Origin of the sequence: Actinomyces sp. HMSC075C01 (genome assembly GCF_001812965.1) — a bacterium.
In the GTDB taxonomy this organism is placed as follows: Bacteria; Actinomycetota; Actinomycetes; order Actinomycetales; family Actinomycetaceae; genus Actinomyces; species Actinomyces acetigenes.
Map to the genome: position 1 here is coordinate 14826 of NZ_KV810986.1, position 13126 is coordinate 27951.

Below are 13126 nucleotides of genomic sequence, written 5' to 3' on the forward strand. Positions count from 1 at the left end.
ATGACTCAGACTCCCACCGCGGCCGAGGAGGCCCTGGCCAACGCCACCAATGACGCTTCCCTGGCCCGATCCATCGCCCGCTCCGCCGAGATCGAGGCCGATATCGCCGTCAACCCCGGCCGCTACCGGATGTTCACCGGGGTCCGCCCCACCGGGAACATGCACCTGGGCCACTACTTCGGCACCATGCACTCCTGGAAGACGATCCAGGACGCGGGCGTGGAGACCTGGATCCTCGTGGCCGATTACCAGGTCATCACCGACCGCGACGGCGTCGGCCCCATTCGCGAGCGGGTCCTGTCCCTGGTCACCGACGCCCTGGCGGTGGGCGTGGACCCGCAGCGCTCGACGATCTTCGCCCACTCGGCGGTCCCGGCCCAGAACCAGCTGATGCTGCCCTTCCTGTCCCTGGTCACCGAGTCCGAGCTGCACCGCAACCCCACGGTGAAGTCCGAGTTGGAGGCCACCGACGGGCGGGCCATGAGCGGCCTGCTGCTCACCTACCCGGTCCACCAGGCCACCGACATCCTCTTCTGCCAGGCCAACCTCGTGCCCGTCGGGAAGGATCAGCTCCCCCACCTGGAGCAGGCCCGGCTCATCGCCCAGCGCTTCGACAAGCGCTACGGGCGGGCCGTCAAGGACCACCCGGTCTTCCGCCGCCCCGAGGCGCTGCTCAGCCAGGCCCCGATGCTGCTGGGCCTGGACGGGGAGAAGATGAGCAAGTCGCGGCGCAACACGATCGAGCTGCGCATGAGCGCCGACGAGACCGCCAAGGCCCTCAAGAAGGCCAAGACAGACTCCGAGCGCGTCATCACCTACGACCCGGTCAACCGGCCCGAGGTCTCCAACCTGTTGATGCTGGCCTCCCTGTGCGGGGCGGGCGCTCCCGAGGAGATCGCCGAGCGCATCGGCGACGGCGGGGCGGGCACGCTCAAGAAGGTCACCACGGAGGCCGTCAACGAGTTCTTCGCCCCCATCCGGGCCCGTCGCACCGAGCTGGCGGCCAACGAGGACTACCTCCTGGAGGTCCTGCGGCAGGGCAATGCCCGGGCCAACGAGGTCGCTACCAGGACGCTCGACGACGTCCGCACCGCCATGCAGATGAACTACTGACGGCTTGTCGGCCGCTGAACCGACCTGCCCAGCCACCCGATCGGCCCGGTTCGCGACGCGCGTACCGGGCCGATCCGCGCCCTGCGAGCCGGCATGTGACTCAGCTCGTTTCTCACCGTAGTCTTGTTCCTGTGACTCCGAACACGACGCCGATGGCCGGCAAGAAGCAGTCCACCCGTCCCTCCAAGTCCTCTGCCGCTCCCACCGATGCACCCGCCCAGGGCACCGGGACGCAGACCACGTCATCGGTGCCGTCCGCGAGCTCCGCGGCGCCACAGCCGGCCCCGTTCTCGCTGATCGGCCGGATCCCGGTCACGGAGGTCTTTCCCGTCGTCGAGGACGGGCGCTGGCCGGCCAAGGCCGTCGTCGGTGAGGTCATCCCGATCCGCGCCACCGTCTTCCGCGAGGGGCACGACTGCTACGGCGCCACCGCGGTGCTGGTGCGTCCCGACGGCAGTGACGGCCCGAGCGCCCGCATGCACGACATCGCCCCGGGACTGGACCGCTATGAGGCCTCCGTGGCGCCCGACGCCCCCGGGGACTGGCGCTTGCGCGTCGAGGGGTGGTCGGACCCGTACGCCACCTGGAGTCACGACGCCGGCATCAAGGTGCCCGCCGGGATCGACGTCGAGCTCATGCTGGAGGAGGGCGCCCGGGTCCTGGACCGGGCGGTGGCCATCGAGGGACGTGACGAGGAGGGCGTCAAGGCCCTCAACGACGCCGTATGGATCATGCGCGACCCCTCCAACCCCGTGGCCGACCGCCTGGCTGCGGGCATGTCGGACTCGGTCAAGGCCGCCCTGGAGCGCCTGCCGCTGCGCGACCACGTCTCCCCCTCCGCCGAGTACCCCCTCCAGGTGGACCGCGAGCGCGCCCTGATCGGCTCCTGGTATGAAATCTTCCCACGCTCGCTGGGCTCGGGGGTCAACGAGGACGGCACCTGGCACTCGGGGACGCTGCGCAGCGCGACCGAGCGGCTGGACCGCATCGCGGCCATGGGCTTCAACGTCCTCTACCTCACGCCCATCTCCCCCATCGGCCTGACCAACCGCAAGGGTCGCAACAACACCTTGACGGCCCATCCCGGTGACCCCGGTTCCCCCTACGGCATCGGCTCCCCCGACGGCGGCCACGACGCCATCCACCCCGACCTGGGCACCTTCGAGGACTTCGACGCCCTGGTGGCCCGCTCGCGTGAGCTGGGTATGGAGGTGGCCCTGGACCTGGCGCTCCAGTGCTCCCCGGACCACCCGTGGGTGACCGAGCACCCGGAGTGGTTCACGGTTCTGGCCGACGGCTCGATCGCCTACGCCGAGAACCCGCCCAAGAAGTACCAGGACATCTACCCGCTCAACTTCGACAACGACCCCGAGGGCATCTATCAGGCGATCCTGGGAGTCGTGCACACCTGGATCGCGCACGGCGTGACGATCTTCCGGGTGGACAACCCCCACACTAAGCCCCTGGCCTTCTGGCAGCGGCTCATCGCCGAGATCCACGCTGAGTCCCCCGACGTGCTGTTCCTGGCCGAGGCCTTCACCCGTCCTGCCATGATGCGCACCCTGGGCATGATCGGCTTCCACCAGTCCTACACCTACTTCGCCTGGCGTAACACCAAGCAAGAGCTCATCGAGTACATGATGGAGCTCAGCAAGGGCACCGCCCACCTGCTGCGTCCAGCCTTCTGGCCCACCACGCACGACATCCTCACGCCCTTCATGACCAACGGGAAGGTGCCGGCCTTCAAGCTGCGCGCCGTCCTGGCGGCCACGCTCTCGCCGACCTGGGGCATCTACTCGGGCTACGAGCTGGCCGAGTCCACGCCGCGCCCGGGCTACGAGGAGCAGATCGACAACGAGAAGTACGAGTACAAGCCGCGCGACTTCGCCACCGCCCGTCGCAACGGGATCGAGGAGCTGCTCACCCGTCTCAATGCCGCCCGATCCTCCCACCCGGCCCTGCGCCAGCTGCGGGACATCTACTTCCACCCCACCAGCGATGACCAGCTCCTCGCCTACTCCAAGCGGGTGGATGCCTTCCACAGCCCCACGGGCAGGGAGGACGTCGTCCTGACGGTGGTCAACCTCGACCCGCACGGGGCGCGCGCCGGCGAGGTCTACCTCAACCTGGAGGCCCTGGGCCTGCCGGGCTGGGTGGATGCCTCACGCCCGGTGGTCAGAGTGACCGACGAGCTCACTGGAGACACCTACGACTGGTCGGGGCAGAACTACGTGCGCCTTGATCCCTTCGCCGGGCAGGTCGCCCACGTCTTCTCCGTGGAGCCGTTGTGAGCACGGACCCGATGAGCATCGGACCGATGCCTGCTGGCAACGAGCCGCAGGCCGCAGTGCCGGTCGGCCCTTTCGGCCAGCCCGTGCCGGGGAGTGTCCCCGTAGCGGCTCCCGTGGCCGCTGCCGGAACCGCGGCCATGGCGGCGCTGCCCACCCCCAGCGGCGGGATCCCCATGCCGATGACGGTGGCACCGCCGATCCCCGGCGTACCGGTCCTGCCCGCTCAGGCCCGGCCCGGCCTGAGCCCGGACCCCGAGTGGTTCCGCACGGCGGTCTTCTACGAGGCGCTGCTGCGCTCCTTCGCCGACTCCGACGGCGACGGCGTCGGGGACCTGCGCGGGTTCATCTCCCGGCTGGACTATTTGGCGTGGCTGGGCGTGGACTGCGTGTGGATCCCGCCCTTTTACCCCTCCCCCGGGCGCGACGGAGGCTACGATATCTCCGACTACACGGCCATCGACCCGCGCTACGGGACGATGGAGGACTTCCGCGAGCTGGTCCACCAGGCCCACCAGCGTGGGATCCGCATCATCATCGACATGGTCGTCAACCACACCTCGGACGCCCACCCCTGGTTCCAGGCCTCCCGCTCGGACCCCGAGGGTCCTTACGGAGACTTCTACGTGTGGGCCGACGACGACTCCGGCTACGACGACGCCCGCATCATCTTCGTGGACACCGAGGAGTCCAACTGGGCCTACGACGTCGAGCGCGGCCAGTTCTACTGGCACCGCTTCTTCTCCCACCAGCCCGACCTCAACTACCGCAACCCGGCGGTCATCGAGGCCATCCACGACGTCATCCGTTTCTGGGCGCGCACCGGGGTGGACGGCTTCCGCCTCGACGCCGTCCCCTACCTGATCGAGTCGGAGGGCACCAACTGCGAGAACCTGGCCGGTACCCACGAGATCATCGCTGGGATCCGCGAGATGCTCGACCGGGAGTTCCCCGGGACCATCACGCTGGCCGAGGCCAACCAGTGGCCCGAGGACGTCGTGGAGTACTTCGGCACCGAGGAGGTGCCCGAGTGCACCATGTGCTTCCACTTCCCGGTCATGCCGCGCATCTTCTTCGCGCTGCGGCAGGGCTCGGCCGAGGCCATTCGCTGGGTGCTGGAGAAGACCCCCGACATCCCCGCTCACGGGCAGTGGGGGACCTTCCTGCGCAACCACGACGAGCTGACCCTGGAGATGGTCACCGACGCCGAGCGCGACCAGATGTACGCCTGGTACGCCCCCGAGGAGCGCATGCGCGCCAACATCGGGATCCGGCGCCGCCTGGCCCCGCTCCTGGACGCCTCGCGCGCCGAGGTGGAGCTGGCCTACGCCCTGCTCCTGTCGCTGCCGGGCAGCCCCTGCCTCTACTACGGCGACGAGATCGGCATGGGTGAGAACATCTGGCTGGAGGACCGCGACGCCGTGCGCACCCCCATGCAGTGGGACGACTCCCCCAACATGGGTTTCTCCTCCGTGGTTGACCCCGGCGCCCTGACGCTTCCGCTCATCCAGGCCCCTGGGTACGCGCACCTGAGGGTGGCCACTGAGATGGCCCGGCCCGACTCGCTGCTGCACTTCACCCGACGGATCCTGCACCTGCGCCGCGCCCACCCCGTGCTGGGTCGCGGGAGCTTCCTCCTGCGCTCCACCAGCGACGACGCCGTCCTGGCGCACACGCGCTGCGACGAGGAGCCAGGGCAGGGGGGCGAGACCCTCCTGTGCGTCGCCAACCTCTCGGCCACCCCCCGATCGGTGACGATCGAGGTTCCCGAGCTGGCGGGCAGGGGCACCACGGACCTGTTCGGGGGCTGCGCCTTCCCGCCCGTCGACGAGCGCGGCCGCCTCACCCTGACGCTGGGCGCGCGCGGATACTACTGGCTGTCCGTTGACCCGACCGAGCCCGACGACGCCCCCCAGAGCGACCACGAGTACTACCCGACCGAGGAAGTCTGATGCCAAACGAACCGATCTCCGCCGCACCGCAGCCCGCCACCGTGCCGGCACACTCCCTGCGCAGCGCCCAGGCCCCGTCGACCTGGCCCACCAATGCCGAGATCCTCGCTGCGCTGGGACCGTGGATGCTCCAACGGCGCTGGTTCCCGCTCAAGGGGGACGCCGCACCGCCCCTGGGCTCCCTGCGCGTGATCGCAACCTGGGAGCCGGAGGAGGGGGTGCGAGACCTCGTCATCGCCGCCCTACGGGGCAACCAGGCCGAGACCGGTCACCGCGACGGGATGGTGCTGCTGCACGTACCGGTGGTCCTGGAGGCCGCCGAGGCGCTCGACTCCTTCGCCACCCCCGGTGAGGCACCCGGCAACCACGGCCTGCTGGTGACCACCGGCTCTCAGGGGTCACCCACGCAGGTGGCGCTCGTCGACGGCGCCCACCACCCGGCCTTCTGGCGGGCCTGGGCCCTGAGCACGCTGAAGGCGGGCACCGTCCTGAGCGAGGCCGGAGCCCTGGCCATCGCCCAGCGGGCGCCGAGGCTGCGGGTGACCACCGGGGAGCAGTCCAACACCTCCGTCATCCTGCCGGCCCCTTCCGACCCCGCCGAGGCTCTTGGGGAGCAGGACGCCGCCACCGGTGACCTCATCGTCAAGCTCCTGCGGGTCCTGGAGCACGGGCGCAATCCCGACGTGGAGCTGTCGGTGGCCCTGGCCCGCAGCGGCTGGGACCGGGTGCCCACGCCGGTGGCCTGGTCCACCATGACCTGGACGCGCATGGGCGGCTGCGGCCAGCCCGCCCTGGAGGAGTCCACCGACTCGGCCGTGGCCTGCAGCTTCGTGCCCCGCGCCGACGACGGCTTCGAGCTGTTCTGCTCACTGGCCTCCACCGACGACGTCGACGGACCGGTGCGGGCCCGCGCCGTGGAGCTGGCCCGGGATCTGGGACGCACGACCGCGCAGATGCACCACCACCTGGCCGCCTCCCTGGGCACGAGCCGGCCGCCAACGCCGACCGAGCTCGCCGCCTCCCTGCGCAAGCGCGCCCGGTGGGCGCTGGAGGAGGTGCCCGAGCTCTCCGGGCACATCCGGGCCCTGGAGCTCAAGGTGGAGCAGACCATGGAGCGGCTCGAGGCGCTCGAGGCCCTGGAGCCGGCCACCCGCATCCACGGCGACTACCACCTGGGGCAGGTGCTTCACGAGATCGGCGGCCAGCAGCGCTGGTACGTCCTGGACTTCGAGGGCGAGCCCCTGCGCCCCCTGGCCCAGCGCTCCGACCCCGACCTGCCGGCTCGGGACGTGGCCGGCATGCTGCGCTCCTTCGACTACGCCGCCGCCGTCGGCAAGGCCCCCCACCCCGACTGGCTCCCCGCCGTGCGCACCGCCTTCGAGGAGGGCTACCGCCAGGGGCGCCACGAGACCGGCTCGCCGGAGCCCTCGCCGACCGTGTCCAGCACCGAGGAGCAGGCAGAGGCCTCGTATCAGACGGTCCTGACCTGCCTGGAGCTCGACAAGGCCCTCTACGAGGCCGTCTACGAGGCCCGCAACCGTCCCGACTGGCTGGGCATCCCCATGGCGGGGATCGAGTCGGTCCTGTCCAAGCACACGGAGGGCTGAGCACGCGACGATCCTCCATCCCCGTCATCCCCATCGGTTCGACGTCCAAAAGCACCCGTTAATCACCAACGCATGGAAGAGTTGCTGTATGAGCGCCAACACACCTGAGAAGGACCTCGGCTCCGAGGCCCCAGTCGACCTCACCCCCGTCCCCGTGGACCCCTGGATCCTGGCTGACGTCGCCTACGCGCGCTACCACGACCCGCACGAGGTCCTGGGCGCCCACATCGGCGAGAACGGAGTCACCATCCGCACCGTCCGCCACCTGGCCGACGACGTCGTCGTCGTCACCAAGGACGGCGCCTACCCCGCCACCCATGAGCAGGACGGCGTCTGGGTGGCGGTCCTGCCCGGCCAGGAGGTCCCCGACTACCGCATCAAAGTCACCTACGGCGACGAGACCACCACCGTCGACGACCCCTACCGCTACATGCCCACTCTGGGTGAGATGGACATCTATCTCATCTCCGAGGGCCGACACGAGGAGCTGTGGGAGGTCCTGGGCGCCCACATCAAGCACTACGACGGCCCCATGGGCGAGATCGAGGGAACCGCTTTCGCCGTGTGGGCCCCCAACGCCCGCGCCGTGCGCGTCGTCGGCGACTTCAACTACTGGGACGGCACCGCCACCGCCATGCGCTCCCTGGGATCCTCCGGGGTGTGGGAGCTGTTCGTGCCCGGCGTCGGGGTCGGTGCGCGCTACAAGTTCGAGATCTGCTTCGCCGACGGCTCCTGGCACCAGAAGGCCGACCCGATGGCCCGCGCCACCGAGGTCCCCCCGGCCACCGCCTCGGTAGTCACCGACCAGTTCCACCAGTGGGAGGACCAGGAGTGGATGGCCAAGCGCGCCGCCACCGACCCCCACAGCGGACCGATGAGCATCTACGAGGTCCACATCGGCTCATGGCGCCAGGGGCTGGGCTTCCGCGGCCTGGCCGAGGAGCTGGTCCCCTACGTCAAGGAGGCCGGCTTCACCCACGTGGAGTTCCTGCCGGTGGCCGAGCACCCCTTCGGCGGCTCCTGGGGCTACCAGGTCACCAGCTACTACGCCCCCACCTCGCGCTTCGGAACCCCGGATGACTTCCGCTACCTGGTGGACCAGCTCCACCAGGCCGGCATCGGCGTCATCCTGGACTGGGTTCCCGCCCACTTCCCCAAGGACGAGTGGGCCCTGGCCCGTTTCGACGGCACCCCGCTGTACGAGGACCCCGACCCGCAGCGAGGCGAGCACCCCGACTGGGGCACCTACGTGTTCAACTTCGGACGCAACGAGGTGCGCAACTTCCTGGTCGCCAACGCCCTGTACTGGCTCCAGGAGTTCCACGCCGACGGTCTGCGCGTCGACGCCGTGGCCTCCATGCTCTACCTGGACTACTCGCGCCAGGACGGCCAGTGGCACCCCAACCAGTTCGGCGGCCGCGAGCACCTGGAGGCCATCAGCTTCCTGCAGGAGGCCACCGCCACCGCCTACCGCAAGAACCCCGGCATCGTCATGGCCGCTGAGGAGTCCACGGCGTGGCCGGGCGTCACCGCCCCCACCGAGTACGGCGGCCTGGGCTTCGGGCTGAAGTGGAACATGGGCTGGATGAACGACACCCTGCGCTACCTCGCAGAGGACCCGGTCAACCGCCGCTACCACCACGGCGAGCTGACCTTCTCCCTCGTGTACGCCTTCTCCGAGCAGTTCATCCTGCCGCTGAGCCACGATGAGGTCGTCCATGGCAAGGGCTCTCTGCTGTCCAAGATGCCCGGCGACCACTGGCAGGAGCTGGCGGGCCTGCGCGCCCTGTACGCCTACCAGTGGTCCCACCCCGGCAAGCAGCTGCTGTTCATGGGGCAGGAGTTCGGCCAGGGAACCGAGTGGAACGCGGATACGTCCCTGGACTGGTGGATCCTGGATGACCCCGGCCACCAGGGGCTGCTCGCTCTGGTCAGCGACCTCAACCACCTCTACCTCAGCTCGCCGGCCCTGTGGTCGGAGGACTTCTCCCACCGAGGATTCGAGTGGATCGAGGCCGGCGACGGCGACCACAACGTCCTGTCCTACCTGCGCAAGGGGACCGACGCCGACGGGCGGGCCGATCTGATGGTCTGCATCATCAACTTCGCCGGCACCCCGCACGAGGGCTACCGGGTGGGCCTGCCCTTCGCCGGGGACTGGGAGGAGGTCCTCAACACCGACTCCGAGGACTACGGCGGCTCCGGCGTGGGCAACCTGGGCCGTGTCGAGGCCGAGGACCTGCCCTGGAACGGGCGCCCGGCCTCCGTGAGCCTGCGGGTCCCCCCGATGGGAGCGGTCTTCCTGCGTCCGGCTCAGGACTGATCCGAGCCGAAACCACGCACCGCGGTGGGGTGAGGGGCCCGCGCCTCCCACCCCACCGCGGCCTGTTGCTCGTCGCGTCTTCAGAACTTCGAACTTGACCCGCCGCCATCACCTGTGAGCCGGTAGTCTGGGCCCTGTCTCGCACAGGCGCGCGGCCTCCGGTGCCCTGTCACTCTGCGTGCTCCGGTCGGTCCGGCCCCGTCGATGTACGATGTTTCAGTCCGCTGCAAAATTCTTGCAGTCGGCGACCACGATGCCTGACAAGGGAAGAAGAATGACACAGAAACTGGTCACGAGCGCCCCCGCGCAGGTGCGCGCCGTATCCGGTCGCCCCGAGACCGCAGCCACCCTCATGGAGGTCTGGCAGGGCCTGTCCGCCGCCGTCGTCGACACTATTGCGGACGACTGGTACGCCACCGAGCAGAAGTACAGCGCCGGGCGCCAGGAGCACTACTTCTCCGCCGAGTTCCTCATGGGCCGCGCCCTGCTCAACAACCTCTCCAACCTGGGGATGGTCGACGAGGCGCGCGAGGTCGTCGGTTCCTTCGGCGTCAACCTCTCCGACGTCCTGGAGCAGGAGCCCGACGCAGCCCTGGGCAACGGCGGGCTGGGACGCCTGGCCGCCTGCTTCCTCGACTCCTGCGCCACCCTCGACCTGCCGGTCAACGGCTTCGGCATCCTCTACCGCTACGGGCTGTTCAAGCAGCTCTTCGAGGATGGCTTCCAGACCGAGCACCCCGACCCCTGGATGGAGGAGGGCTACCCCTTCGTCATCCGTCACGAGGAGGCCCAGCGCCTGGTGCACTACCGGGACATGACCGTGCGCGCCATCCCCTACGACATGCCCATCACCGGCTACGGCACCAAGAACGTGGGAACCCTGCGCCTGTGGAAGGCCGAGCCGCTCGAGGAGTTCGACTACGACGCCTTCAACTCCCAGCGCTTCACCGAGGCCATCGTCGATCGCGAGCGCACCTCGGACATCTCCCGCGTCCTCTACCCCAACGACACCACCTACGAGGGCAAGGTCCTGCGGGTTCGCCAGCAGTACTTCTTCTGCTCGGCCTCCCTGCAGCAAATCGTCGAGAACTACGTCAGCCATCACGGTGAGGACCTGACCGGCTTCGCCGACTTCAACGCCATCCAGCTCAACGACACCCACCCGGTGCTCGCCATCCCTGAGCTGATGCGCATCCTCCTGGACGAGCACCACCTGGGTTGGGAGGAGGCCTGGGAGGTGGTCACCAAGACCTTCGCCTACACCAACCACACGGTGCTGGCAGAGGCCCTGGAGACCTGGGAGATCTCCATCTTCGACCGTCTCTTCCCGCGCATCACCGAGATCGTTCGCGAGATCGACCGCCGCTTCCGCATGGAGATGGCCGAGCGTGGCCTGGAGCAGGACACCATCGACTACATGGCCCCCATCTGCGGGGACAAGGTGCGCATGGCCTGGATCGCCTGCTACGCCTCGTACTCCATCAACGGCGTCGCCGCGCTGCACACCGAGATCATCAAGCGCGAGACCCTGGGCGAGTGGCACGCCATCTGGCCCGAGCGCTTCAACAACAAGACCAACGGCGTCACCCCCCGCCGCTGGCTGCGCCAGTGCAACCCGCGCCTGTCGGCGCTCCTGGACGAGGTCACCGGCTCGGACGCCTGGGTCAAGGATCTCTCCGTCCTGGCCGAGCACACCGATTCCGTGGACGAGTCCGTCTACGACCGCCTGGCGGAGATCAAGCACGCCAACAAGGTGGACTTCGCCGCGTGGATCGCCCAGCGCGAGGGGATCGAGATCGACCCGGAGGCGATCTTCGACGTCCAGATCAAGCGCCTCCACGAGTACAAGCGCCAGCTGCTCAACGCCATCTACATCCTGGACCTCTACTTCCGCATGAAGCAGGACCCGAGCCTGCAGGTCCCCAAGCGGGTCTTCATCTTCGGGGCGAAGGCGGCCCCCGGGTACATCCGGGCCAAGGGCGTCATCAAGCTCATCAACGCCATCGCCGACCTGGTCAACAACGACCCCGTGGTCTCCCAGACCATCAAGGTCGTCTTCGTCCACAACTACAACGTCTCCCCGGCCGAGCACATCATCCCGGCCGCCGACGTCTCCGAGCAGATCTCGATGGCCGGCAAGGAGGCCTCGGGCACCTCCAACATGAAGTTCATGATGAACGGCGCCCTGACCCTGGGCACGCTCGACGGCGCCAACGTGGAGATCCTGGAGGCCGTCGGGGATGACAACGCCTACATCTTCGGCGCCACCGAGGACGAGCTGCCCGCCCTGCGTGAGAGCTACGACCCCGTGTGGCACTACGAGAACGTCCCCGGTCTCAAGCGCGTCCTGGACGCCTTCACCGACGGCACCCTGGACGACAACGGCTCGGGCTGGTTCGCCGACCTGCGCCGCAGCCTGCTGGAGGCCTCCCACGAGCCGGCCGACGTCTACTACGTCCTGGGCGACTTCGCCTCCTACCGCGAGACCAAGGACGCCATGGCGGCCGACTACGCCGACACCCGTGCCTGGCAGCGCAAGGCCTGGGTGAACATCACCCGCTCGGGCCGATTCTCCTCCGACCGCACCATCAGCGACTACGCCCGCGAGGTCTGGAAGATCGACCCCGAGCCCATTGCCTGATCGTCACGGCATGAGCGAGTGCCCCTCACCACGACCGGTGAGGGGCACTCCTTTTTCCGTATGCGCTGGGCGCTGCCAGGTCCTCAGCAGGGTCCGCCGAGGATCAGTAGAGCATGGTGGCCAGGCGGCGGCGGGCCTGGGCGACCTCCGGGGAGGTGGAGCCGATGATCTCGAAGAGCTCGAGCAGTCGCAGCCGGGCCGTCTCCCGCTCCTCCCCCACGTGGGTGCGCACGGCCTCCAGGGCCCGGCCGAGGGCGGCGTTGACATCCCCCAGGGCCAGGGCGGCGTCGGCACCGGCCAGGGCCGCGGTCAGATCCGTGGGCGCAGCGTCGGCGGCTGCGAGGAGCTCGTGGGGGTCCTGGCCGTCCAAGCGGGCCATGAGGCGCACCTGGTTGCGGGCCACCTTGAGGTCGTCGTCGCCGGGGTTCTGGGCGATGGCGTGGGTGTAGACCTCCTCGGCGGTGGCGAAGTCCCCAGCCTCGATGGCCTCGCGGGCTGCCCGCTCGACCTCGGTCTCCTCGGGCTCGGCCTGGGGGTCACCGCCAGCCGCGCCATCAACGGCGATGGTGCCGTTGACACCGTTGGCGGCAGCAACCTCCAGCAGCTGGTCAATGACCGAACGCAGCTGCTCCTGGGGCACCGTCCCCTGGAACATCGGCACCGGCTGGCCCGCGATGAGGGCCACGACGGTGGGGACGGCCTGAGCCTGAAGGGCCTGAGCGACTTCGGGGGCGGCATCCACGTTCACGCGCGCCAGCTGGAAGCGGCCGGCGTACTGATCGGCGAGCTGCTCCAACGCGGCGGCGAGGTCGGTACTGGCCTGGCTGCGCGGAGTGTGCAGGATGATGACGACGGGAACCCGGGTCGAGACCTCGGCGGCCTCGCGCAGGCTGGAGGCATCGACGTCGACCACGAGCGGCACCGGCAACCCGGAGGCTCCTGAGGGGCGATCCCCGGCGGTGGGGCTCGGGGTGGCGCCGGTAGAGCCGGCCGGCTTGGTGGCGGGGGCGAAACTGGACAGGTCGACGGCGCCGAACATGCTCATGGCAGCTCTACCTTCCTCGGGCCGCAGCCCGGTTGCTTCATTGGTCTGGGTCTTTCAGTGTCCGTGGGCGCCGGCGCGGTTGGCAGGCCTCACACTGCTCACCGGTCTGGGCGCGCCTGCGGCCCGACTCCGAACAGTCACGGAGCCGGGCCGGGGA

Annotated in this window: 7 protein-coding genes; 6 read left to right on the forward strand and 1 reads right to left on the reverse strand. The window is 69.3% G+C overall.

What is annotated here, in order from left to right:
• The 6 genes from trpS to HMPREF2883_RS05460 all read left to right on the forward strand — a co-directional run bounded on the left by trpS (window position 1) and on the right by HMPREF2883_RS05460 (window position 11924).
• On the forward strand, window positions 1–1113 hold the full coding sequence (trpS, locus tag HMPREF2883_RS05435; RefSeq protein ID WP_070659489.1) for a tryptophan--tRNA ligase: 1113 nt from the start codon (window positions 1–3) through the stop codon (window positions 1111–1113).
• Between the two features lie 131 nt (window positions 1114–1244).
• On the forward strand, window positions 1245–3404 hold the full coding sequence (locus HMPREF2883_RS05440) for an alpha-1,4-glucan--maltose-1-phosphate maltosyltransferase (RefSeq protein WP_275531656.1): 2160 nt from the start codon (window positions 1245–1247) through the stop codon (window positions 3402–3404).
• Window positions 3405–3430: 26 nt separating this feature from the next.
• The gene (gene treS / locus HMPREF2883_RS05445; RefSeq protein ID WP_070659577.1) at window positions 3431–5353 is read left to right on the forward strand and encodes a maltose alpha-D-glucosyltransferase; all 1923 of its coding nucleotides are present in this window, start codon (window positions 3431–3433) and stop codon (window positions 5351–5353) included.
• Window positions 5353–6960, forward strand: coding sequence for a phosphotransferase (locus HMPREF2883_RS05450; RefSeq protein WP_070659491.1), 1608 nt, complete (start codon window positions 5353–5355; stop codon window positions 6958–6960). The genes treS and HMPREF2883_RS05450 overlap by 1 nt, the downstream gene beginning before the upstream one ends.
• A gap of 88 nt (window positions 6961–7048) precedes the next feature.
• Entirely contained in the window at window positions 7049–9283 is a 2235-nt protein-coding gene (gene glgB / locus HMPREF2883_RS05455; protein ID WP_070659493.1) for a 1,4-alpha-glucan branching protein GlgB, read from the forward strand.
• Window positions 9284–9557: 274 nt separating this feature from the next.
• The gene (locus HMPREF2883_RS05460) at window positions 9558–11924 is read left to right on the forward strand and encodes a glycogen/starch/alpha-glucan phosphorylase (RefSeq protein WP_070659495.1); all 2367 of its coding nucleotides are present in this window, start codon (window positions 9558–9560) and stop codon (window positions 11922–11924) included.
• A 103-nt stretch (window positions 11925–12027) separates the two neighbouring features.
• On the opposite strand, the gene HMPREF2883_RS05465 is transcribed toward HMPREF2883_RS05460, so the two are convergent.
• Window positions 12028–12969, reverse strand: coding sequence for a tetratricopeptide repeat protein (locus HMPREF2883_RS05465; RefSeq protein ID WP_070659497.1), 942 nt, complete (start codon window positions 12967–12969; stop codon window positions 12028–12030).
• Window positions 12970–13126: the final 157 nt, after the last annotated feature.